We start from the raw sequence: 23,364 nt of genomic DNA, 5'->3' as shown, positions 1-23,364 counted from the left end.
GCAAGGCCAGGCCGACAGCGTCGAACGACGGCTGGAGATCTGCGAGCGATCCTACCGCCTGCTTACCGAAAAGGTCGGTTTCCCGCCCGAAGACATCATCTTCGATTCCAACATCTTCCCGATCGGCACGGGCATCGACGAGCACGCCGACAACGCGGTGAACTTCATCAAGGCGGCGAGCGAACTGCGCCGGCGTTTCCCCCATTCGCACGTCTCCGGCGGCGTCTCCAATGTCTCCTTTTCGTTCCGCGGCAACAACCCGGTGCGCGAGGCGATCCATTGCGTGTTCCTCTACCACGCGATCAAGGCCGGCATGAACATGGGCATCGTCAATGCCGGCGCGCTGGCGATCTACGACGACCTCGATCCGGAACTGCGCGAGCGCGTCGAGGATGTGGTGCTCAATCGCCGGTCCGACTCGACCGAGCGGCTGATGGAAATCGCGGATCGCTACAAGAAGGGCTCCAGGGACAAGGACGACGGCAGCGCGCTGGCCTGGCGCTCGCTGCCGGTCACCAAGCGACTCGAGCATGCGCTCGTGCATGGCATCGACCAATTCGTGACCGAGGACACCGAGGAAGTGCGCGCGCAGTCCACGCGCACGCTCGACGTGATCGAAGGCCCGCTCATGGACGGCATGAACGTGGTCGGCGACCTGTTCGGTGCCGGCAAGATGTTCCTGCCGCAGGTGGTCAAGTCCGCGCGCGTGATGAAAAAGGCGGTCGCCTACCTGCTGCCCTTCATGGAAGAAGAGAAGAAGCGCAGCGGCGAAGTCAGCAAATCCAACGGCAAGATCGTGATGGCGACCGTCAAGGGCGACGTGCACGACATCGGCAAGAACATCGTCGGCGTGGTGCTTGCCTGCAACAATTTCGAGGTGATCGATCTCGGCGTGATGGTGCCGGCGCAGAAGATCCTCGACACCGCGATCGCCGAGCAGGCGGACATGATCGGCGTGTCCGGCCTGATCACGCCCTCGCTCGAGGAAATGAGCCATGTCGCCAAGGAGATGGCACGCCAGAATTTCCACATTCCATTGTTGATCGGTGGCGCCACCACCTCGCGCGCGCATACCGCGCTCAAGATCGAACCGCACTATGAAACCGCCTGTGTTTGGGTCAAGGATGCATCGCGTGCGGTCGGCGTGGCGCAGTCACTGGTGAGCAAGGAACTCGTCGACGGCTTCCTGGCCAAGGTGCGCGCCGAGTATGCGGAAGTGCGCGAACGCCACCGCACGCGCACGCCGGGCAAGCGCCTGGTGTCGTTCGAGGCGGCCCGCGCCAATGGCAGCAAGCTCGACTGGAGCAGCTACCGGCCACCGGAACCGCGCCAGCCCGGCATCACCGTATTCGACGACATCCCGCTCGGTGAACTGTTGCCGGTGGTCGATTGGACGCCGTTCTTCCAGGCCTGGGAACTGCATGGCCGCTATCCGGCCAACCTCACCGATCCGGTGGTCGGCACGCAGGCCACCGAACTGTTCAACGATGCGCAGGCGATCCTCAAGCGAGTCATCGACGAGAGATGGCTGCGCGCACGCGCGGTGGTCGGCTTCTGGCCGGTCAACCGCATCGGCGACGATCTCGAACTGCGCGCTGGCAAGGAGACGGTGATTCTGCATCACCTGCGCCAGCAGGCCGACAAGCCGGTCGAGCGCCCCAACCTGTGCCTGTCCGACTTCATCGCACCAAAGGACACCGGCATCGACGACTGGATTGGCGGCTTCGCGGTGACTGCGGGTCTTGGCATCGAGGAACATCTCGAGCGTTTCCATGCGCAGAATGACGACTACTCGGCAATCATCCTCAAGGCGCTGGCCGACCGCCTCGCTGAAGCGCTCGCCGAGTACATGCACCGCAAGGTGCGCACGGAAATCTGGGGTTACGCACCTGATGAAGCGCTCGACAACGAAGCCTTGATCGACGAGAAGTATCGCGGCATCCGACCTGCTCCGGGCTATCCGGCCTGCCCCGACCACACCGAGAAGGCCACCTTGTTCCGCCTGCTCGACGCCACCCGCAATGCCGGCGTCGAACTCACCGAAGGCTTCTCGATGTATCCGGCCGCCGCGGTCTCGGGCTGGTACTTCAGCCATCCCGACAGTCAATATTTCGTGGTTGGCAAACTCACCCGCGACCAGGTCGAGGATTACGCCAAGCGCAAGGGCTGGGAATTGCGCGAGGCCGAGCGCTGGCTATCGGCCAATCTCGATTACGATCCGGACTGAGGCCCGCGCCGTCGGGCAGGCTCAGCTCGCGCCACTGCCTGATTGGGGCGCTTCGCGGTGCCTTGCATGCACGTAGAGGTTGTACGAGGCGACGAACATCGGGAATGCATTCTGCAGGATGCCAACCGAATCGTTCTTGCCCCATATGAAATAGCTCAGCGTCATCATGCTGCCGACCATCGACAGGTACCAGAATGCCATGGGCACCGCGACGCGCTTGAGCTTGCGGGTGGCATACAACTGCACGAACCAGCGTCCGGTGAACAGCAGTGCACCGCCATAGCCGACCAGTTTCCACGGCGTGATCGTCGCGCTGTGGATCTGCAGGATGACCTCGTTCATGAAGCTCATGGGTGCATGCCAGATGTGGAAAGCGGCTAGTTTAGCGGCCGCCTGCCTTTCGCCCGCATGTCGAAAAGGAAAAAGGCCGCAAGTTCGCGGCCTTTTCACTGCGCCCGGACACGGCCGGGTCAGGTTCGCGCAGCCAACCAGTCGTGGATGGCCGATGGCACCTCACGTTGGGCGCGCCCGGAAACATAGATTCCGATGTGCCCCCCGCGGAATGCGACCTGGGTATAGTCCTTGGTGCCAACGTGATCGGCGAGCACGCGCGAAGCGTTCGGCGGTACCAGATGGTCCTGCTCGGCAAACACGTTGAGCACGGGCATCGTGACATTGCCCAGATGCACCTCACGGTCCCCGATCTTCAGGCCGCCCTTGATCAACTTGTTGCCCTGATAGAAATCCTTGAGGAACTGCCGGAACGCCTCCCCCGCCTGATCGGGCGAGTCAAAGATCCATTTCTCCATGCGCAGGAAGTTTTCCATCTCGACCTTGTTGTCGAGTATGTCGACCAGGCCGATGTACTTCTGCTGGTTGAGCCGAACCGGCTTGAGCATGAGATAGCACAGGTTCATCAGATCGGCCGGCACGTTGCCGAGTGTGTCGACGAACAAGTCGATATCGAGCTTCTGCACCCAATTCGACAACATGTTGTCTGGCGTCTGGAAATCGACCGGCGTCACCATCGTGATGAGGTTCTGCACCTTGTGCGGATGCAGCGCCGCAAAGCACAAGGAGAAGGCACCACCCTGGCAGATACCGAGCAGGTTGATCTTGCGCACACGCCGATGTCGCGCGACCGCATCCACCGCACGCGCGATGTAGCCGTTGATGTAATCATCGAGCGTGAGCCAGCGGTCGGCACCATCGGGATAGCCCCAATCGACGAGATAGACATCCTCGCCCTTGGCGAGCAGGTTCTTCACCAGCGAGCGGTCATCCTGGAGATCGACCATGTAGGGTCGGTTGACCAGCGCGTAGACGATGAGAATCGGCACTTTCGCGGTCGGCGCGCGCTCGCCCCTGAAGCGGTACACGACCACCTTGTCCTCACGGTAGATTTCTTCCTTGGCGGTGACGCCGAAATCAACATCGTCCATCGAACGCAAGGTATTGAGCGCGGCCGCCAGCTTGCGCTGGGCGGTGAGGACTTCTTCGGCAGCCTTGGCAGGCTGGATATTGACGGCTTGCATGGGGTCCTCGCTCAGCTACGTGCGCGCTGGCCGCGCGGGTTGGTCGCGGCCTTGGCGCCACGGGATGACTTTGCCGGTGCGGCCTTGTCGCCACGCGCCTTGCGCTTGCCACCCAGTGATGCGTCGGCAAACTGCGCGATGCGCGTGGCAAACCCTCCGCTGGCCGCCGCAGCCGCCCGGCGCGGCAAAGGCTTTTTCGGCACCGGCTTCTTCGACGCCGCTGTGCGAACGCGTCTGGCTGCCGGTCCTGCCGTCTCCGACTGTCCCTTGGCCACAGCGGATGGCATCAACGCGCGTTCACCCAGAGCCTGCTTGACCGCCGCCTGCGCCAGCGCTTCGAGTTCGCCGCGCAAATTGGCAACCTCGTCGATCAGGGCATCGCCGCCGCGCAAATTGCGAACTTCGCGGCGTACGGCCTGCAGACGCTGACCAATGCTGTCGACCTCGCTGCGCGTGGGCATGCCCAAGTCCCCGCTCAGGCGCTCCACTTCCTTTTGCACATTGGCACGCACGCGCATCTGCGCGTTGACCAGTTCGCCATAGACTTCACGATATTCCTGCGACAAGGCGATGTCGGCGTAGGCTTCCTCGATCGCATCAACCCACAGATCGTAGAGTGCACGCAGCGATTCGATCTGGCGACCCGGCTGCTCGCGCTCGGCGAGCTTGCCCTCGAACACTTCGAAGCCGCGCTTGGCGGCGCGCATCATGAGCTCGTTGTGGCGCTGGATTTGCTGCTGGTAGTCCAGCCATGCCAAGGCAGCCTGCTGCTGGCTCACCTGATGCTCGCGCGCCGGGCCGAAGGTCGGCAATGTGAGCCAGGATTTGAGATCGCGCAGATCCGGAGTGGCGGCCTGCCCGAAGCCTGGCACGCCCAGCGCAAACGGATTGGCGCCTGCAGCCGAACCCGGCCAAAGCTTCGCGAACGGATGCTCGAACGCACCCGCCATGCCATCAGGTGCCGCGAACATGCGCTTGAGAGGCTCGACCCAGCCTGTCATGCCATCGGCATTGGCGCCGCCAGCGGTGATGCCGGACTGAAGGAAGGCAAGGTAATCGCGCGCACCCTGCACGAATCGCTGAATCGTTTCGGTCGGCGTGCCACCGCCGCCGAACATCGTCGTCCATTGTTCGAACGCCGTGGGCGGCTGCGCATTCGCGCGCATCAGTTCAGCCCACGGCCCGGCGGACTGCTGCATGAGCGTCTGCCACTGTCTGGTTGCATCGGAAAAGAACGCTTCGGACACGATCCGCCCTCGCTGACAAGATGGCACATGATACCGCGCCGCAGCATCCCGATCAGGCACAAACGGATTTCAGTCGGCGCGACGCGACAACTTGTAGACGAAGGCTGGCGGCAAATTGAGGGGCGCGAAGCCGACGCGCGTTGCGGTCAATCCCAATTCCTCGAGCAAATCCTGCGGAATCGGCGCCTTGGGTCCGTAGGTGAACTGGATCAGGCTGCGCCCCTTGCCGAGCACCGCAAAGACCGCTTCGAGGATCTGCTTCTGGATTTCGCGCGGCATGGCAAGAAAGCCCAGCCCGCTCACCACCGCGTCGACGCCGGCATCCATTCCCGCGCGTGCGACGATCGCCTGCAAGTCGCGCGCATCACCATTGATGATCTCGAGTGCGGGAAACCGCCGGCACAACAGGCCATGGAACTCGGGGTTGAGCTCGACCACGAGCAGATCCTCGGGCGCGATGCCATGCTCGATCAGCGCTTGCGTAAATACTCCGGTTCCGGCGCCCAGTTCCACCACGTGGCGCGCATCGGCCGGGAGCTGACGCATCATCTGGCGCGTGAGCTGCCGCCCGGAAGGCACCATCGAGGCAGTGGTCAGGGGATGCTTGGCCCACTGCAGGAAAAACGTCCATGCAGCCACCTGATTCGGCGGAGCCGTGGAAACGCTGCTGCTGTCTTGTTCGCTCATGCAGATGCCAATGCTCACCGGGCGCGCATCATAGCCTGCCGGCGGCCAGCTTCGTGCGCCGTGTCGTCAATCGGGGCCGGAAATAGAAACCCCGCAACGATCAGGGGAACCGTTGCGGGGCGGGCGCGGGCGGCATGAAAGGGAGGGGAGAGCCGCCGGCGTGGAACCGGATCAGCGACGATAATATCCGCTGCGGTCGTAATAACTCGCGCGATGCCCGTAGTCACCGCGGTATGGGTCGCGAATGTGCCTGCGATGAACGACGCGGTGGCTGCGATAACCGTAGTCATCGTAATAGCGGGCGCCGTACCACGCGGGATAGCTGTAGTACGCCGGCATGTAGTAGCCGCTGTAGTAGCGTGGGCTGTAGTAAGCCGGATAGCCGTAGTTGCCGGCCCAGCCATACCCGTAACCGCCGTACCCGTAGCCGTAACCGCGATACGCATGTCCCCAGCCGCCGTAGCCGATGCTGGCGTTCCAGCCGTTGTAGCCATGGCCCCAACCACCATGACCGCCGGAATAACCGATGCTCACGCCCGGGAAATTGAAGCCGACGCCCCAGCTCACGTGGCCACGGGCAAACGCCGCAGGCGCAAACGCCATGCCGGCAACGATCAGGATTCCAAACACCCAATTGCGCAGTCGAGTCGTCATGGTCCTTGCCCCGTCGATTGACGGCTCCATCCTAGGCCACGGCGCTGAATCGGATGTGAAACGAAAACGACCCAATCGTTAAATTTCCGCTACTAAGCCACCGCGCTGCCGCAGCTCGAAACTGTGATGCACATGAACATTGCGGGAGAAGTCAAAGGGAATCGACTGCGCCGTGGTGTCGCGCACTTCGAATTGCCCAGCCAACAGTGGATCCAATCGGAAGCGCCGCAGATTGTTCGAAAACAGGATCACGCCGCCGGGTGACAGTCTTGCACCACACAGGCGCAGCAGTTCGACGTGATCGCGCTGCACATCGAAGTCCTCGGCGCGCTTGGAGTTCGAGAAGGTCGGCGGATCGACGAAGATCAGATCGTACTGGCCGCGCGCATGCCGCAACCACTCCAGCGCATCGGCCTGGATCAACTGGTGCTGCGGCCCGACGATCCCGTTGAGCCTGAAGTTCTCGGTCGCCCATTCCAGATAGGTTGCCGAAAGGTCCACGCTGGTGGTCGACGCCGCGCCGCCTGCCGCGGCGTAGATGCTGACGGCTCCGGTATAGCAGAACAGGTTGAGGAAACGCTTGCGCGCAGCCAGCTCGCGCACCTGGGCGCGGATCGGGCGGTGGTCGAGGAACAGCCCGGTGTCGAGATAGTCGAACAGATTGACGCGAAAGCGCAGCCCGCCTTCTTCGACTTCGAGAAACTCGTTGCGCTGGGCAAAACGGCCGTACTTGGAACCGCCCTTGGCCTTGTAGCGCGTCTTGAGCGCAATGCGCTCGCGCGGCACCGCGAGTGCCTGCCCGGCCGCGCGCACCAGCTCGCGCAAACGATCACGTGCGACCTCCTCGGGTATCTCGCGCGGCGGCGCATATTCCTGGATGTGCAGCCAACGTACCGGCTCGCCTGAATCCGCGCTGGTCGTGTACACGTCGACGGCAGCCGCATACTCGGGCAGATCGGCGTCATAGACCCGCCAGCAACTGATGCCTTCGCGCTGCAGGCGCTTGCGCAGGTGGCGCAGCGTCTTGCCGATGCGGTTGGCTACTGCCTGCCCTCCCGCCGAGAGCGGCTTGGTCGCACGATCCGTCGGCTCCGTCGGCACATTCAGGTCGAACAACAACAGGCGACATTCGAGCGCTCCGTTGTAAAGCGTGTAGCGCTTGTGCGCGCGCAGACCGAGCACGTGACCCAGTTCGTCATCGGCGACGATGACCCCGCCTTGCCAGCCCTTGAAGTGCTCACCCAGGCGCTGGCCAAAAGCTCGATACAGGGAAGCCAGTTCGGCAGCTTCGCCCAGGCGCTCGCCATAGGGCGGATTGCAGACGACCAGCCCGTGCTCGATGCCTGCAGGTCGCCCCAGGTGCTCGACCGACTGGCGCGCCAAGTGAAGAAATCCCGCCACGCCCGCAGCCTGCGCATTGCGCCGTGCCTCGGCCAGGACCTGTGGATCGACATCGAAACCGAAGAACACCGGCTGCAGTGCTCGCAGCCCCTCTTGCGCGCGCGACTGCGCTTCTTCGAGCAATCGAGTCCAAAGGGCCGCATCGTGTGCGCGCCAACCTGAGAAACCGAAATATCCGCGCCGCAATCCAGGCGCCACATCGGCGGCGATGTGCGCGCCTTCGATCAGCAGCGTGGCCGAGCCGCACATCGGATCGAGCAGCGCCCCGCCCTGCTGGGCAATCCGGGGCCAGCCTGTGCGCAGCAGGATGGCCGCCGCGAGCGTCTCCTTGAGCGGCGCCTCGCCGGTGCCCAGCCGCCAGCCGCGCCGATGCAGTGGCGTGCCCGACAGATCGAGTGCGATCCCCGCCCGTCCCTTGTGGAGGCGCAGGTTGATCCGAATCGCGGGTTGATCGACTTCGACATCGGGACGCGCACCGCAGCGCTCACGGAACTGATCGACGATCGCATCCTTGACGCGCAATGCCGTGAACTGCGAATGGCGCAGACCCTCGCCGCCTCCGACCGCATCGACAGCGAAAGTGCCATCGACGGCCAGATGCGCGCCCCAGTCGATCGTACGCACACCGGCATACAAGGCATCGGCGTCGCCCGCCTCGAACTCGGCAAGCTGCAGCAGGACGCGGCTCGCCAGACGCGACCACAGGCAGGCCCGATAGCCGGCTTCGAGTGAACCGCTGAAATGCACACCCGCAAGCGCCTCACGCGCATCGGACATGCCCAGTCCGATGAGCTCATCGCGCAACAGGTATTCCATGCCTTTGGCGCAGGTGGCGAAGAAGTTCTGCATTTCAGCCCAGCCCGCCAAGGAATTGTCCGAAAAACTGTGCGCAGGCTTGCACATGCGCGCCGAGGCGATGATCGTCGTCCACCAAGTGCAAGGTGGCAGCACGCGCGCGGGCGAAGGCGATCACCGGCTCGACCGCACACAACTCGTCGCGCCAACCATGCACCAGCGTGGTCGGCACCGTCGCTGCATCGAAGGGCAGCGAAAAACCTCTGACCTCGATCGGCACCGCAAGCAGGAACAGGCCCTCGCAGGCGGTTCGCAGCGATGCGAGGCCGGAAATGAAGGCCCCCATGCTCGAACCGGCGAACACCAGGCGTCCCGGTGTCGGAACGTGTTCGAGCAGGCGGCCGACCCGCGAGTCGATCTCGCGCGGATCGCGGAGGGCGTCGATATCGCGGTAGTCGGGACGCACGCTGGCCCAGCCGAGCGCATCGCAAACCTGCGCCAGCGCGCTCACCTTGGTCGCCTGCGGCCCACTTTCGAGGCCATGCGAAAGAATCACGGTGCCTTTCATCGGGAATCTGGATTCTGGAATCGGCCGAGCATACCGGTTTGGCACCTGCACCGGTTCACCCCGCGGGTGCCGGCATGTCGCGAAAGCCTGTAGGCTGCGACACGACCTCCGTTTCCCCATACCCACCATGCCCGCACTCTCGATCATCGACTGGCCCCTGCCCTACGAGTCCCGCCTGGCGGTGCGGCCAGCGAGCGCAATCGATCTGGTCGTCATCCACTGCACCGAACTGCCCGACATGAAAATGGCGCGCGAATTCGGCGAGCGCATCCGCTACGAATCCTCACAAACCGGCAACAGTGGTCACTACTACATCGACACTGACGGCAAGGTGTTCCGCTTTGTCGCCGACACCCGCGTAGCCAATCACACTTTCGGCTACAACCCGCGATCGCTCGGCATCGAGCTCAGCAACATCGGCCGCTATCCCAACTGGGGTGACAGCCGGCATCAAAGCTTCACCACGCCCTACACCGCGGCGCAAATCGAGTCGCTGCGCGCCCTGCTTGCACAGCTGCGCCACGAACACGCGAACCTGCGCTGGATTGCCGGCCACGAAGATCTCGACCGCCGCTTCGAGCCGGCCAGCGACAATCCCGCGATCCCGTTGCGCCGACGCCAGGATCCCGGTCCGCTGTTTCCCTGGCCCGAGGTCCTCGACGGCAGCGGGTTCGAGCGATTCGAACCACCCGCATCGTGAACGGCCACGGGCGACGCCTCGCTATACTGCTGCGCTCCCCGGCCACCACATGGATCACGATGTCCTCTGCCGTCGAAGAACTGCTCGACTTGCTGCGCCTCGAACGCCTCGAGGACAACCTGTTCCGCGGCCAAAGCCGCGACATCGGCACGCGCTTCGTGTTCGGCGGCCAGGTGCTCGGCCAGGCACTGTCAGCCGCACAACAAACTGTCGATGGGGCGCGCTCCGCGCATTCGCTGCATGGCTATTTCCTGCGCGCGGGCGACATCGAGCATCCGATCATTTTCAATGTCGAGCGCACGCGTGACGGCGGCAGCTTCTCGGTGCGTCGCGTCACCGCGATCCAGCACGGCCAGCCGATCCTCAATTTCTCGGCCTCTTTCCAGATCAGCGAAAGTGGATTCGAACACCAGTTGCCGATGCCCAGCGTGCCCGCACCGGGCGATCTCAAGCCTGCCGAACCACTGCCAACCGATGTCTATGCGCGCTTGCCGATCAAGTTGCAGCGCTGGTTCGGCAATTCAGGACCGTTCGAGTTCCGTCAGGTCTATCCGCGCGACGAGCTCAATCCGCCCAAGCGCCCGCCGTTCCAGCACGTGTGGTTCCGCCTGGTCGAGCGCGTGCCCGATGACCCGGCCTTGCAACGTGCCCTGCTCACCTATTCGTCCGACTTCCACCTGATCGGCACTGCGATGCTGCCGCACGGGATTTCCTTCCTGCAGGGTGATGTCCAGGTCGCGAGCCTCGATCACGCGATGTGGTTCCATCGCCCGTTCCGGGTGGACGAATGGCTGCTGTACTCCTGCGACAGTCCCACCGCGCAAGGAGCACGCGGCCTCGCCCGCGGCATGATCTTCAGCGAGGATGGGCGTCTGGTCGGCTCGACCGCACAGGAAGGCCTCGTGCGTTTGCGGGCCGACAAGGGGTAGGATGCGCGCATGCGCCAGATCTACACATCACCCCGCATGGAGAACATCGAGCGCGTGGTTGCGCTGATGGCCGAGCATGGGATCGATACCTCGATCGGCAATCGCCGTGCGTATCAGGGCGCCGACTGGAAACGGTTTTCCTACAGTGAACGTGGCGACCGCGACAGCTGGCCCTACGTCTCGATCGTGCGTTCGCAGGACCAGACGCTCGCGCGCAAGCTGCTGCGCGACGCCGGCATCGAACCGGCGACACGCTTTGCCGAGGAACTCGCCGCAGCGCGCGGCGCCGGCGATCCCGCTCAACACCAACGCACCTCGGCACGCGTGAAAATGGTGGTGCTGGCAATGATCTGCGGCATCTGCGTGTTGATTGGATTGCGACTGTTCGCGAACTGAGCCGGGATACACACCAGGGCAAGCAGGCCTCCCACCATGCGCTCGGACGTCGTTCGCCTGTTCCAGACCTTGCCGCATCCCTGCGGTTACTACGGCGAGCGCACCGCGCAGAATCTCGTGATCGACCCGAGCGCGCCGCAACTGGCCGCACTCTACGACCAGGCCATGCAACGCGGCTTTCGCCGCGCCGGCGGCCATGTCTATTTGCCGCAATGTCCTGCCTGCCGCGCCTGCATCGCCTGCAGGGTCGCCGTTGCCCACTTCACGCCCAATCGCTCGCAACGACGCTGCCTGGCCCGCAATGACGATCTCGAGGTGCGCGTCACGCCCGCGGGCTTCACCGAGGAAGCCTTCAATCTCTACCAACGCTATCTATCTGCCCGCCATCCCGATGGTGGCATGGACGACGCGAGCCCCCTGGATTTCGCACGCTTCCTTTACACCACCTGGAGCCCGACCCAGTTCGTCGAACTGCGCGAGGGCGATCGCCTGGTGGCAATCGCGGTCACTGATTTCTGCGGCGATGGGCTGTCTGCTGTCTATACCTTCTTCGATCCGGACCTGCCGCGCCGCAGTCTCGGAACCTACGCGATCCTCAGCCAGATTCGCATCGCCGCGCAGCGAGGCCTCGACTATGTCTATCTCGGTTTCTGGATCGCCGGCCATCCGAAAATGGACTACAAGAAACACTTTGCCGGCCTGGAGATCCTCAGGAACGGCAATTGGCAAGCCTTGACCTGAACCTGCCGCCTGTCACAAGAAGCCGATCTCGTGCTCCCCATGCATCGACATCACCAGCTTGATCATCTGCAGCGGCAGCATGATTTCAAGCTCGAGCGGCTCCTGCCGGGGCCCGTTTCCTGTCAGGGTCATTCCGAACAGCGGCCCCGATGAATCGACCTCGCTGCACACGATGTGCGGCCCAGCCGGCCCCTCGCGCAAATACGGCTTGATCGCACTGCCCAGCGCTTCAATCGCCTGCGGAAACAGGAATACCGCGTAATTCACTGCATCAGGCATCGACCGTTCCCCTGTTGTGGCGCATCGCTGGCGATGCGGGATTTGTTCGAATCAAGTCTGGCCACGCCACGACAGGCATCAGAGCTCGACCGATATCGCGCTGGCGGCGCGCACCGCCTTGGCAACCGCCGCTTCGATGCTCGCATCGCGCGCGAGAGTGACGGCCATGCGCCGTTCACCGTCGACTTCGGGCTTGCCGAACAGGCGCAACGCCGTATCGGGTTCGGCCAGCGCGCCGGCAACACCGCGGTAGCGCGGCCGATTGCCCGTGCCGTGCGCAAGCACCGCGCACGAAGCCGAGGGACCGAACTGACGAATTTGTGGAATCGGCAGACCGAGGATCGCGCGCGCATGCAGCGCGAATTCCGACAGATCCTGCGAAATCAGCGTGACCAGGCCGGTGTCGTGGGGACGCGGGCTCACTTCGGAGAAGATCACCGCATCGCCCTTGACGAAGAACTCCACGCCAAACACCCCATGCCCACCGAGCGCGGCGGTGATCGCGCCTGCCTGACGACGCGCCTCGGCCTGGGCGGCTGCGCTCATCGGCTGCGGCTGCCAGGATTCGCGGTAATCCCCATGTTCCTGGCGATGACCGATCGGCTCGCAGAAACTCGTGCCACCGACGTGGCGCACCGTGAGCTGGGTGATCTCGTAGTCGAAATCGACAAAGCCCTCGACGATGCAGCGACCCTTGCCGGCGCGGCCGCCCGATTGTGCGTAATCCCAGGCGGCATCGATATCGTTCTGGCTTCGCAGCGTGCTCTGGCCCTTGCCGGAACTGGACATCACCGGCTTGACCACGCAGGGCAGGCCGATCTGCGCAATCGCGGCGAGGTAGTCCTCGCGCGTATCGACGAAACGATAGGGCGAAGTCGGCAGACCCAGTTCCTCGGCTGCGAGACGGCGGATGCCTTCACGATCCATCGTCAACCACGCCGCGCGCGCGGTCGGGATCACGCGCACGCCCTCGCCTTCAAGCTCCACCAGGGTCGGCGTATGGATCGCCTCGATCTCGGGCACCACCAGATCGGGCCGCTCCTGCTCGATCACGCGGCGCACTTCCTTGCCATCGAGCATGTCGATGACGTGACAGCGATGGGCGAGCTGCATTGCCGGCGCGTTGGCGTAGCGGTCGACCGCAATCACCTCGACCGCGAAGCGTTGCAACTCGATCGCCACTTCCTTGCCCAGTTCGCCGGCGCCAAGCAGCAGCACGCGGATCGCGGTATCGGTGCGCGGTGTTCCAAAGGTCTTCATGCGATCGCGAAGTTTGTGGTGAACCCGTGATTCTATGCGAAAGCTTCCTGGCGGGGTTCAGGCACACTATGGCGCTCATGCCATTGCCGGACCCTGCCATGCGCCTTGCCGTCCTCGCCCTGCTTGCCCTTGCCTGTACCGCCCACGCGGCGCCACCCGCGCAGCAGTGGTACACGGTGCTGCTCGATGGCCGCAAGATCGGCAGTTTCCAGAGCACGCGCACGATCCGCGGGGATCAAGTGCAGACCACGCAAACGCTCGACATCAAGTTTGATCGTGCCGGAATTTCGATCGGACTTCGCAACAGCGAGAGCAGCACCGAGACACTCGCCGGCAAACCGCTTGCGTTCAGCAGCACGGCAAGCATGTCGGGGATCGAAACCCGCATCGACGGCCGCGTCGCAGACGGCCGCATCGAGGCCACCACCGCAGTCGGCGGCGTCACTCGGAAACGCGAATTGCCGTGGCCTGAGGGCGCGCTCATGCCCGAAGCGGCGCGCTTGATGGGACTGCGCAAGGGGCTGGCAGAAGGTACGCACTACGAGGCGCTTGCGTTCCAACCCTCGGCACTGGAAGGCGTACGCATCGACACCCGCATCGGCCCGCGTGAGACGGTCGAGCTGCCCGGCGGCACGCGGCAACTCGTGCGCGCCGAGCAGACGATGACCGTCGCGGGCACCTCGATGAGCTCGCGCAGTTGGGTCGACGCCGAAGAAACCGTGTACAAGCTGGTGATGCCGCTCATGGGCGTGGATCTGGTGCTGCTGGCCTGCGACCGCGCTTGCGCCACCGCACCGAACCAATCCAGCGACGTGTTCGAGCGCACCCTGCTGGTCGCGCCACGCGCGCTCAGTCCAGCCGAACTCGCCAAGCCGATGCGTTACACGCTCGACTGGCGCGGTTCGGGCAAGTTTGACGGCCTCATCAGCACCGATGAACAAACCGCCAGGCTCGAGGGCGCCGTGCAAGTACTCTCCGTGGATCCCGCGGCCCATGCAGCCCGCGGGGCCGAGCATCCAGGCAAGGATGAATGGCGTCCCAGCGACTATCTGCAGAGCGAGGCCCCGGAAATCCTTGCGCTCGCACGCAAGGCGGTCGGTGACGCCAAGGATCCACAAGAGAAGATGCGGCGCATCGAGACGTTCGTACGCGGCTTCATCAGCAACAAGAACCTCAACGTCGGTTACGCCTCGGCGCTCGAGGTCGCGCGCAAGCCGGAAGGCGATTGCACCGAACATGCGGTGCTGGTTGCGGCGCTCGGCCGCGCCAGCGGCGTCGCCACGCGCGTCGCCACCGGCCTTGCCTATGCACCGGGGTTTGCCGGCAAGAATCAGGTGTTCGTGCCGCACGCCTGGGCGCAAGCCTGGATCGACGGCCGTTGGCGCAGCTTCGATGCCGCGCTCAAGGGCTTCGACAGCGGTCACATCGCGCTCGCCGTCGGCAATGGCGATCCATGGAAGTTCTATGCCGGGCTGGAGCTCCTCGGCAACCTCGAACTCAAGGCCGCCGAGCCTTTGCCGAGTCCAACGGCGGCGTCTGCGCACTGAGCGCAGCAGTTCGGGCGCGTCCGGTTCTTCCAGCGTGTCGCAGCAGCCCCGGAAATGCGACGCCAGGGGAGCAATCTCGCGGATAAATCTCTTCAGGAATGTCGCGCACCTATTTGTTTTAATTGTTATTTGCATGGAGGCGTCATGCGCTCGGCGGGGACGTGAGTGGGTTTCGGTAGCGACTCTCTTGACGGTGATATCGTTTTGATATCTACTTGCGGCGAACCTTGAAGGAGGCCCCGCCAATGAACCAACGCCCCGATCTCAACGAAACCGCCGCCTTTTCCGTCGCCGGAATTCCGGCCGCCGTCATCATGGTCCTGATCGCACTCGCCGATGTGGCATGGATCATTCACTCACTCAAGGCTCAGCCCGATCCCAGCCCGGCACCACTCATCGCAGGCAGCCTGCTGATCGGCCTGCTCGGATTTCTGGCCAAGGGCTTCTTCCAGGTGCAACCCAACCAGGGCCAGGTACTCCAATTGTTCGGTCGTTATGCCGGTACCAGCCGTGAGACCGGCTTGCGCTGGACCAATCCGTTCTACGGCAAGAGCGCGATCAGCCTGCGCGTTCGCAATTTCGAGTCGAGCAAGCTCAAGGTCAATGACGCCGACGGCAACCCGATCGAAATCGCCGCGATCGTGGTCTGGCAAGTCGTCGACACCGCCGAAGCCGTGTTCTGCGTCGACAATTACGAGAACTTCGTGCAGATCCAGTCGGAGTCGGCATTGCGTCAGATGGCGCAGAGCTATCCCTACGATGCGCACGACGATGGCAAGCCTTCCCTGCGCAGCCACGGCGATCAGATCAATACCCATCTGGCCAACGAAATCCAGCAGCGTCTGGGCAAGGCCGGCGTCAAGGTCACCGAGGCGCGCATCAGCCACCTCGCCTATGCGCAGGAAATTGCCCAGGCCATGTTGCAACGCCAGCAGGCCAGCGCGATCGTCGCGGCGCGCGAGCGCATCGTCGAAGGCGCGGTGAGCATGGTCGAAATGGCGCTGGCCGAATTGGGCAAGCGCGGCGTGGTCGACCTCGACAATGAACGGCGCGCAGCGATGGTCAGCAATCTGCTGGTCGTGCTCTGCGGCGAGCGCGCGACGCAGCCGGTGGTCAACACCGGCACGTTGTATGGGTGATCGTCCCTGATCACGAACATCAGGAAGCGGCCATCCGTGGCCGCACTTCTCACGAAGAGCGTTCTCGATGGCTGAGAAGAAAGCCTATCCGCTGCGCATCAGCGCGCAAGTGCTCGGAGCCGTGCAGCACTGGGCTGATGATGAACTGCGTTCGCTCAATGCGCAGATCGAGTATCTGCTGCGCGATGCGCTGCGCAAGGCCGGGAGGCTCAAGTCACCCCCCACCGACCCAGTCGAGGAGGATCCCGCATGAGTTCGCGCCAACCGCAACTGCGCATTGCGCTCGTGCTCGGCCTTGTCAGCATCTTCGCCACCGCGCTGCTGTTTCCCTATCTGCTCGCCTTGCAACCCAAGGCGCTGCAAACGGCGAGTGCGGCCAGCGGCCTTCCACAAGCCGTGATCATCGGCGCGCAGTCGCTGCAGGCAGGCGTGATCATGTTCCTGCTCGCCTGGGCGGGTCTGAAGCTCGGCGCACCATTGGGACTGGGCGCGCCCTGGCTGCGCGCGTGGCTGTATCGGCAGCCGGCACCCGCACATTCGGCTTGGGCGCAGGCGGCACTGCTGGGCGCGATCACCGGCGGCGCCATCCTCGCCGCGATTGCGCTCTTCGGCGCGCCGCTTGCTGCGCCGGCCGCCTCGGCGCCCGCGTCACTCGCATTTGCCGGCAAGGGATTGCTGGCCTCACCCTACGGCGCGATCCTCGAAGAAGTCGGCCTCCGCGTCTTCGTGATGGGTGGAATTGTCTGGCTGCTGAGCCGCTTCTGCGACGGCCAGCCGCGCACGTGGGTGATGCTCATCGCCATCACGCTGGCTGCCCTTGCCTTCGGCGCTGGCCATCTGCCGATGGCGGCGCAACTCGCGCCACTCACGCCAGTCCTGATTGCGCGTGTGATTGCCTACAACGCAATCGGCGGCCTCGTGTTCGGCTGGCTCTACTGGAAGCGCGGACTTGAGCACGCGATGCTCGCGCACTTGTGCACTGACCTCGTGTTGCACGTGATCGCGCCGCTGGCGCCGCCTGGCGCTTGAACAAGCGCCCTGCCGCAGAGAACCCGACCCGACTTGGCCGGGCTCGGGCAAGCTTTCAATCGAAACCGTTGCGGAAAACAAGATCGGCATTGACTTGAATCGTCCAGGTGCGCGTGCGTGTGGGCAATGGACCTGGCTTGACGTAGGCACTGGTGTCGCGCACCCGCACCTGCAGCGTTCGCGTCGTCGGTGTCGGCATGCTCTGCGTGAATGCATGGCTTTCAGTCGATGGCCCGGACAGGCGCACGCCGTCGAGCCACCATTCAAAGGCGAGGCTGCCGACTGACGGCCGCAATGCAACGATGCTGAAGGTCTGCGTCGTCCCTGGCGCATACTGCACCGGTTGCGCGGCCGGTGGTGATTCGCTGCCCGGCTCGATCAAATCGATGCCTCCCGCCGGCACACCCCAACCTCCTGCGTAGAGTCTGACCACATATTCCTGACGGCAGGCGGGGCAGAAGTTCATCCCCAGATAGCGCATTTCGCACTGGTCCACCGGACGATACATGCCCACGCTCTGGTATCGGGCGCCTTCGAACAAGCCGACTCCTGCCGTACCTCCCGGCGTGGGAATCGGATTGCCCGGCGTGAGCCAGGCCTTCCATTTGACCAAGGCCGGATTGGTCTGGTTGGTTACATTGGCCTCGCAGGGCGGGCCACCGGAGACGTCGTTGCAGGCCGGGAAGCCCGGATAGGCCGTATCGTATTCATCGGCAAGACCCGTGAAGGTGTGGCCGTACTCGTGCAGGATGATCTCGCTTGCATACTGGTTCATCGACGTCACCGAGACGCTTCCTCCCGAGCCGCCATACACCGTGTCATTGGCCACCACGAGGATTTCATCCCAATCCGGATACGCCGCCGCTGCCGCCAGCACCTTGCTGTCATTGACCGTGAGCAGCCGGTGGATCTGCCAGTCGCAGAACTTGCCGTCGAAGGCGGTGTTGACGAACTGCCCGGCATGCGGATCGGTTTGCGCCTCGCTATCGGCGCAGCAATTGGAAGAATTGCAACCAGCCTGGTAGGGCGGATGGTCGACACCGGACTGGCTCGATGCGACGAACAGCGTCGCCCAATTCACGAAACTCTTGTACTCCAGATACGGCGTGACACCGAAGAATTGATTCTCGAAGGTCGCCGCATTGCTGTTGAAGAGGTTCTGCTGCGCGCTGGTGTAGCCCTCGCCGATCACCAGAATGTCGACACGGTTCGATGGCGGCCCGGTGACCGCCGTCGGCGCGAGGACCGGCATCGCGCTCGTCACGCCGCGCGCATCAGGCACCCGCGCCGCGATGGCATCCAGGTCAAACGCCTGCCGCGTACTGCCCTTGCCGAAGCTGACCGTGTCGGCTTCATCGAGCGGTATGCGCAGCACGAAGGCGCGCGGCTCGACCGCGTCGATACGCGTGGAAACGAGGGTCCCGTCAACGCCTGGATCACGCGCAAATTCGCCGCGCAGCTGCGGCAGGCGCACGCGATGGGCACCCAGATCGACGCTGTGCCGCTGCAGGCGATAGATGATGTCGTCGTCGCGCAGGTCCTGCGCGCCTGTGGCGTCAGCGCGCTGGCCCGGTGCTGCACCATCGAGTTCGACCTGCGCGTAATAGACCGGATCGACCCTGCCCGTTCGATCGACTTCGAACACGATGTAATGAGCTGGTACTGCCAACGCGATCTGCGCGCACAGGGCAAGACCTGCGGCCAGCGTGATTCTCAGCAGTGACGGATTCATCGGATTTTTCCCACAAGCGCCCCGCGCCAAGGATCAGCCGCCCATTCGCATTTGTCCAATGATTTTCGGCATTGGGCCGCGGATTGCGTTCAGCGGTGGCACCGCTGGGCATGCTAATGTCCTGCGCATCGTGGCGGCGCTTCGCGCGAACAAGCCCAGCGCAACCCCAACCGCACCTTGAAACCGAAATGGATCTCGCGTCATGAGCCTGCGCCTGCTGATTGCCTGCGCCCTACTCTTCTGCACGCCTTCGACCTTCGCGGCGCAACCCGACAAGGCGGCCGAACCCCGGCCCAGGGAGGTCGCGCCGCAGGACATCGACGTCGATGCACTGGCACGTGCCAAGGATGTCAAACATCCACAGCACGGTTCGTCCAAGGACACGTCGAGCCAGGCACTGCCCGGACCTGCTGCCGACGCAGCCGGGAACGAGTCCAGCCCCGCCCAAACGGCCAAGCCAAAACCGACACCTGCGCTCGCCAACCATCCTGCATCGATTCGAGCCGCGAATGCCCAGGGCAAAACAGAGCCGGAAGTTGCGCCTCAGGATATTGATGTCGATGCGCTGGCGCGCGCCAAAGACGTCAAGACAGGTGCGAGCGAGCCGAGCCCGGCCGCGGAGGTGAAGACAGCCCCGATTGAGGCGGCCGCTTCAGGTAATGCAGAAGACGAGCCGGAGAAGCACACGCCTCCGACGGCGGCACACAGACCCGCAAAGTCCAAGGTGAAGAAGCCCGCCGCGAACAAGCAGCCAGCCAATGCTTCCAAGCTGCGCAAGAGCGCGGTCGATGCGAAGGCAGGCAAGGAATCCGCGCCCGCCGCAGCCGAGCTCCTTGGCTCCGCAAGCGAAACCCTTGCGCCCGAAACGCCTGCGCCCGAAATGCCTGCGCCCGAAACGCCTGCGCCCGAAGCCCCTGCGCCCGAAGCCCCTGCGCCCGAAGCCCCTGCGCCCGAAGCCCCTGCGCCCGAAGCCCCTGCGCCCGAAGCCCCTGCGCCCGAAGCCCCTGCGCCCGAAGCCCCTGCGACATCACAATCCGCAGCCAATCCATCCGCAAGCGGCTCGGCGCCAAGGGCAATCCCTTCGCGATCCCCAGCCGAACAGCAGGCACAAGCGCTGCAAAAGGCCTGCACGGCACGCGCCACCGCCTTGCTCGATGCGGCTCAAAAGGGCGACTTCGACGCGGCCACGCACGACTTCGATGCACCGATGCGCGCTGCACTGCCGCCAGAAAAATTCAAGGCTGCCTGGGAATCGCTCGCCCGCTTCGGCAGCCTGCAGGCACGCGGTCAGAGCCATGCCTCCGAACTGCAGGGGTATCTGGCGATCACGATTCCGCTGATTTTCGACAAGGTCAATCTCTACGCCCAGATCGCCTGCGGCAGTGATGGTCGCATCGCGGGTTTTTACGTCAAACCGCTGGAAACGCCGGCGCAATGATCGACGGCCCGCTGCCCGCACGTTGCGACCGCGACGAGCGTGCCGAAGTCGTCGCGCGCTCCCGCAAACTCGGCGTTCCGGCCGACCATGCGCGCCGAAATCAATTGCGCCTCGTGCGTGAACCCGCTCAGCTCGCTTCGATCGGCGCCGATATCCATGGCCGCGAGCAATGGCTCACACCGCGCGCCGCGCTGGCCTTTGCACGCATGCGCGCCGCGGCCCACGCGCAGTCGATTGAGCTTCAGGTAGTCTCGGCGTTCCGCTCGGCGCACTACCAACTCGGCATCATCGAACGCAAACTCGCGCGCGGCCAATCCATCGAAGAGATCCTGCGTGTGAGCGCGGCACCCGGCTACAGCGAACACCACAGTGGTCGCGCGCTCGATCTCACCACGCCAGGCTACGCAGCACTCGAAGAAGAGTTCGCGCAGTCGGCCGCGTTCAAGTGGTTGCGCCGCCACGCGCTCCGCTTCGGCTTCGTGATGTCCTATCCGCGCGGCAATCGCCACGGCATCGCCTACGAACCCTGGCATTGGTGTTGGCATGCGCTCGCATCCTCGACGCGGCGCTGAATCCTCAGACCACGCGCCACCAGCGCACGCCGCGGCCACGTCCCTGCGCTCGCAGCCGCCCCTCGTCTCGCAATTGATCGATCACGCGCTTGATCCGTGTCGGCTTGATGTCGGTGAACTGCTGACGCAGCAGCCCGATCTCGAAGCCATCGGGCAGATCGCGCAGTACGGCGTGACGAATGCGCACCTCGACGCCACCTTCACCGCGAGCCTCGTAGCGAGCAGCGACTTCGGCAATCTGCGGCAGGCGTGGCTGCATGGCAGCCGCGCGCACCGCCGCAAACCAACGCTGCGTCCAGACGTTTGCCAGCTTGCGGTTGCCGGCAAATACGCATGGCATGGCAGGAAACAAGGCACTCAGTTCAGCGAGCACGCGCAGCAGGTGGGCTGCGGGCCACTTTCCGATCTTGGCCGGATCGGCGAAATCCGCATACTGCGCCTCGATCACCAAGGCGGCATGCGGCCACGCCGATAGCTCGGCGAGTTGTTGGTGCAGCCCCTTCAACTCGGAAAGATCGGCCAGCAGATTGGGCAGCGTCTTGCGCTCGACGAGCGCATACGGCCGCTCATCGAGAATCAGCGCGTAGTCGCCAACCGGCAACTTTCGCCGCTGCAGCTTCGCACCGGGAAAGGCCCATGGATAGCGCTCCATGCTGTCGACAACGATCTGCAGATCCTCACCGGTACGCACGGTCAGTTCGGCGCGTTTGCTGCTGCGGTGCGCCCGCACAGCGGCCTCGGTGCGAAAGAACACCTGCTCGTAGCTGCCGCTGCCATCCTTGCGCGGCTTTTCGACGATGAGGAACTCGCATCGCTTGCGCTGCGCGCGGTCCAGCGTCACCGACAGCTTTCGCCCAAGGCGCGCGAGGTGCGCTACCGGTACGCGCTCGAGCTCGGCCACGGCCGGCACCGGCTCGGCATCACGTTCGCGCAGGCAGAACACCTGTGAACCGGGACCAGGCCACGCAGACTTCGCGCGCACGGCCAGCAAGCTGCGCCCATCCTGCTCAATGCGGATGCGGATCGGAAATCGCGCATCCTCGATGCGCTGGACGATCCAGGTCGCGCTCATCAGGCCGGGGCACCGGGCAAGCCCATCGTCAGCGCCTTTCCACTCAGGCGAATGGGTCGCGCAGGATGATGTTGGCGTCGCGGTCGGGCCCGGTGGAGACGATCGCCAGCGGGCAACCGGCGAGCTCTTCGAGCGCACGCAGGTACGCACGCGCCGCGGGTGGCAGCTTGTCCCATTGGGTGATGCCGTGGGTCGATTCGCTCCAGCCGGGGAACTCCAGATACACCGGCGTGCAATCGTCCCAACCCGCCGCATCGAGCGGCGCATATTCGGTGCGCTTGCCGCGATATTCGTAGGCGATGCAGATCTTGAGCTTGTCCATGCCGTCGAGCACGTCGAGCTTGGTGATGCACAGGCCGGAAATTCCGTTGATCGCCACCGCGCGCTTGAGCGCGACGATGTCCATCCAGCCGCAACGACGCGGGCGACCGGTGGAGGCACCGTATTCCTGGCCACGATCACGCAAGCCCTGCCCGACCGCATCGTCGAGCTCGGTCGGGAACGGGCCGCCGCCGACACGCGTCGCATACGCCTTGGCAATGCCGAGCACGTAGTCGATCGCGTCGGCACCAATGCCGGCACCGGCGAGCGCACCGCCGATCGTGGTGTTGGACGAGGTGACGTAGGGATAGGTGCCGTGGTCGATGTCGAGCAGCGCACCCTGCGCGCCTTCGAAGAGCACGCGCTGGCCCTGCTTGCGCAGCTCATGCAGGATGCCGGCCACGTCGGATTTCATCGGCTCGACGTAGTCACCGAACGCCAGCGCCTCATCGAGCGTGCGCTGGAAGTCGATCGCCTCGGCACCCAGATACCGGGTGAGCACGAAGTTGTGATAGTCGAGCGCGCTGCGCAACAACTCGCTCAGTTGCTTCGGATAGTGCAGGTCGGCGATGCGGATGCCGCGGCGCGCAACCTTGTCTTCATAGGCGGGGCCGATGCCACGCCCGGTGGTGCCGATCGCCTTGCCGCCGGCCGCCTTTTCGCGCGCCTGATCCAGCGCGATGTGATAGGGCATGATCAAGGGTGTCGCCGGGCTGATCTTGAGCCGCGAGCGCACTTCGACGCCGCTGCTTTCGAGTTCCTCGATTTCCTTGCGCAGCGCCGCCGGCGAGAGCACCACGCCATTGCCGATCAGGCACAGCGCGCCCTCGCGCAGGATGCCCGACGGGATCAGGTGCAAGACGGTCTTCTTGCCCTGGATCACGAGCGTGTGGCCGGCATTGTGGCCGCCCTGGAAGCGCACCACCGCGCCGATATCCTGCGTGAGCAGATCGACGATCTTGCCCTTGCCTTCGTCGCCCCACTGGGCACCAAGCACTACGACCGACTGACCCATGACTGCACCTTGTTCAAACTGCCGGCCACGCACGGCCGGCGATTCGCGGAGGATTCCGCACAAAGGAAAAGCCGGCGGCG

Annotated in this window: 23 protein-coding genes; 11 read left to right on the top strand and 12 right to left on the bottom strand. The window is 64.2% G+C overall.

Annotated elements, in window-relative coordinates; genetic code table 11:
• Window positions 1–2,227, top strand: a 2,227-nt coding sequence (locus KF759_RS03240; protein WP_291222961.1) for a vitamin B12 dependent-methionine synthase activation domain-containing protein, incomplete at its 5' end; no start/stop codon positions are given.
• A 21-nt stretch (window positions 2,228–2,248) separates the two neighbouring features.
• On the opposite strand, the gene KF759_RS03235 is transcribed toward KF759_RS03240, so the two are convergent.
• From KF759_RS03235 to KF759_RS03205, 7 genes are all read right to left on the bottom strand, one after another.
• The gene (locus KF759_RS03235; RefSeq protein WP_291222960.1) at window positions 2,249–2,569 is read right to left on the bottom strand and encodes a lipid-A-disaccharide synthase N-terminal domain-containing protein; all 321 of its coding nucleotides are present in this window, start codon (window positions 2,567–2,569) and stop codon (window positions 2,249–2,251) included.
• A gap of 128 nt (window positions 2,570–2,697) precedes the next feature.
• Window positions 2,698–3,762, bottom strand: a complete 1,065-nt coding sequence (locus KF759_RS03230) for a class III poly(R)-hydroxyalkanoic acid synthase subunit PhaC (protein WP_291222959.1) — start codon at window positions 3,760–3,762, stop codon at window positions 2,698–2,700.
• Between the two features lie 11 nt (window positions 3,763–3,773).
• Window positions 3,774–5,009 carry a class III poly(R)-hydroxyalkanoic acid synthase subunit PhaE gene (phaE, locus tag KF759_RS03225; RefSeq protein ID WP_291222958.1) on the bottom strand — a complete coding sequence of 412 codons (1,236 nt, stop codon included), beginning with the start codon at window positions 5,007–5,009 and terminating at the stop codon, window positions 3,774–3,776.
• 69 nt (window positions 5,010–5,078) lie between these two features.
• Window positions 5,079–5,696, bottom strand: a complete 618-nt coding sequence (locus KF759_RS03220) for a methyltransferase domain-containing protein (protein ID WP_291222957.1) — start codon at window positions 5,694–5,696, stop codon at window positions 5,079–5,081.
• A gap of 171 nt (window positions 5,697–5,867) precedes the next feature.
• Window positions 5,868–6,350, bottom strand: a complete 483-nt coding sequence (locus KF759_RS03215) for a hypothetical protein (protein ID WP_291222956.1) — start codon at window positions 6,348–6,350, stop codon at window positions 5,868–5,870.
• Between the two features lie 78 nt (window positions 6,351–6,428).
• Window positions 6,429–8,600: a bifunctional 23S rRNA (guanine(2069)-N(7))-methyltransferase RlmK/23S rRNA (guanine(2445)-N(2))-methyltransferase RlmL gene (gene rlmKL, locus KF759_RS03210; protein ID WP_291222955.1), complete on the bottom strand. Its 2,172-nt coding sequence runs from the start codon at window positions 8,598–8,600 to the stop codon at window positions 6,429–6,431.
• A 1-nt stretch (window position 8,601) separates the two neighbouring features.
• A complete protein-coding gene (locus KF759_RS03205) occupies window positions 8,602–9,114 on the bottom strand; it encodes an alpha/beta family hydrolase (RefSeq protein WP_291222954.1) in 513 nt (170 codons plus the stop codon).
• Window positions 9,115–9,241: 127 nt separating this feature from the next.
• On the opposite strand from KF759_RS03205, the gene KF759_RS03200 reads away from it, so the two are divergent.
• The 4 genes from KF759_RS03200 to KF759_RS03185 are packed head-to-tail and all read left to right on the top strand — an operon-like array spanning window position 9,242 to window position 11,880.
• Window positions 9,242–9,814 (top strand): N-acetylmuramoyl-L-alanine amidase, encoded by a 573-nt coding sequence (locus KF759_RS03200; protein WP_291222953.1) that lies wholly within the window; start codon window positions 9,242–9,244, stop codon window positions 9,812–9,814.
• A gap of 59 nt (window positions 9,815–9,873) precedes the next feature.
• Window positions 9,874–10,743, top strand: a complete 870-nt coding sequence (locus KF759_RS03195) for an acyl-CoA thioesterase II (protein ID WP_291222952.1) — start codon at window positions 9,874–9,876, stop codon at window positions 10,741–10,743.
• A 9-nt stretch (window positions 10,744–10,752) separates the two neighbouring features.
• Window positions 10,753–11,139 (top strand): hypothetical protein, encoded by a 387-nt coding sequence (locus KF759_RS03190; protein ID WP_291222951.1) that lies wholly within the window; start codon window positions 10,753–10,755, stop codon window positions 11,137–11,139.
• Between the two features lie 36 nt (window positions 11,140–11,175).
• Window positions 11,176–11,880 (top strand): arginyltransferase, encoded by a 705-nt coding sequence (locus KF759_RS03185; RefSeq protein ID WP_291222950.1) that lies wholly within the window; start codon window positions 11,176–11,178, stop codon window positions 11,878–11,880.
• A 12-nt stretch (window positions 11,881–11,892) separates the two neighbouring features.
• Here the strand turns inward: KF759_RS03185 and KF759_RS03180 are convergent, their stop codons facing one another.
• Together KF759_RS03180 and purT are read right to left on the bottom strand one after the other, a co-directional pair.
• A complete protein-coding gene (locus tag KF759_RS03180; protein WP_291222949.1) occupies window positions 11,893–12,159 on the bottom strand; it encodes a hypothetical protein in 267 nt (88 codons plus the stop codon).
• Window positions 12,160–12,237: 78 nt separating this feature from the next.
• Window positions 12,238–13,419 (bottom strand): formate-dependent phosphoribosylglycinamide formyltransferase, encoded by a 1,182-nt coding sequence (gene purT / locus KF759_RS03175; RefSeq protein WP_291222948.1) that lies wholly within the window; start codon window positions 13,417–13,419, stop codon window positions 12,238–12,240.
• 98 nt (window positions 13,420–13,517) lie between these two features.
• Between purT and KF759_RS03170 the strand changes: the two genes are divergently transcribed.
• The 4 genes from KF759_RS03170 to KF759_RS03155 all read left to right on the top strand — a co-directional run bounded on the left by KF759_RS03170 (window position 13,518) and on the right by KF759_RS03155 (window position 17,134).
• A complete protein-coding gene (locus tag KF759_RS03170) occupies window positions 13,518–14,966 on the top strand; it encodes a transglutaminase-like domain-containing protein (protein WP_291222947.1) in 1,449 nt (482 codons plus the stop codon).
• A gap of 245 nt (window positions 14,967–15,211) precedes the next feature.
• Window positions 15,212–16,105: an SPFH domain-containing protein gene (locus KF759_RS03165; protein ID WP_291222946.1), complete on the top strand. Its 894-nt coding sequence runs from the start codon at window positions 15,212–15,214 to the stop codon at window positions 16,103–16,105.
• A gap of 67 nt (window positions 16,106–16,172) precedes the next feature.
• A complete protein-coding gene (locus tag KF759_RS03160; protein ID WP_291222945.1) occupies window positions 16,173–16,358 on the top strand; it encodes an Arc family DNA binding domain-containing protein in 186 nt (61 codons plus the stop codon).
• Window positions 16,355–17,134: a CPBP family glutamic-type intramembrane protease gene (locus KF759_RS03155; RefSeq protein ID WP_291222944.1), complete on the top strand. Its 780-nt coding sequence runs from the start codon at window positions 16,355–16,357 to the stop codon at window positions 17,132–17,134. Before KF759_RS03160 ends, KF759_RS03155 begins: the two co-directional genes overlap by 4 nt.
• A gap of 55 nt (window positions 17,135–17,189) precedes the next feature.
• Here the strand turns inward: KF759_RS03155 and KF759_RS03150 are convergent, their stop codons facing one another.
• Window positions 17,190–18,866, bottom strand: a complete 1,677-nt coding sequence (locus KF759_RS03150; RefSeq protein WP_291222943.1) for a M64 family metallopeptidase — start codon at window positions 18,864–18,866, stop codon at window positions 17,190–17,192.
• Window positions 18,867–19,590: 724 nt separating this feature from the next.
• On the opposite strand from KF759_RS03150, the gene KF759_RS03145 reads away from it, so the two are divergent.
• Together KF759_RS03145 and KF759_RS03140 are read left to right on the top strand one after the other, a co-directional pair.
• On the top strand, window positions 19,591–20,304 hold the full coding sequence (locus KF759_RS03145) for a DUF3887 domain-containing protein (RefSeq protein WP_291222942.1): 714 nt from the start codon (window positions 19,591–19,593) through the stop codon (window positions 20,302–20,304).
• Window positions 20,301–20,876, top strand: coding sequence for a M15 family metallopeptidase (locus KF759_RS03140; protein ID WP_291222941.1), 576 nt, complete (start codon window positions 20,301–20,303; stop codon window positions 20,874–20,876). The genes KF759_RS03145 and KF759_RS03140 overlap by 4 nt, the downstream gene beginning before the upstream one ends.
• A 4-nt stretch (window positions 20,877–20,880) precedes the next feature.
• Here KF759_RS03140 and KF759_RS03135 read toward each other — a convergent pair whose 3' ends face one another.
• Both KF759_RS03135 and KF759_RS03130 read right to left on the bottom strand, forming a co-directional pair.
• Window positions 20,881–21,948: an ERCC4 domain-containing protein gene (locus KF759_RS03135; protein ID WP_291222940.1), complete on the bottom strand. Its 1,068-nt coding sequence runs from the start codon at window positions 21,946–21,948 to the stop codon at window positions 20,881–20,883.
• 43 nt (window positions 21,949–21,991) lie between these two features.
• Window positions 21,992–23,284: an adenylosuccinate synthase gene (locus KF759_RS03130; RefSeq protein ID WP_291222939.1), complete on the bottom strand. Its 1,293-nt coding sequence runs from the start codon at window positions 23,282–23,284 to the stop codon at window positions 21,992–21,994.
• Window positions 23,285–23,364: the final 80 nt, after the last annotated feature.

The organism is Dokdonella sp. (assembly GCF_019634815.1).
Taxonomy (GTDB): Bacteria; Pseudomonadota; Gammaproteobacteria; order Xanthomonadales; family Rhodanobacteraceae; genus Dokdonella_A.
Note: the sequence above shows the minus strand (reverse complement) of the source record. Positions and strands in the feature narration are given on the sequence as shown.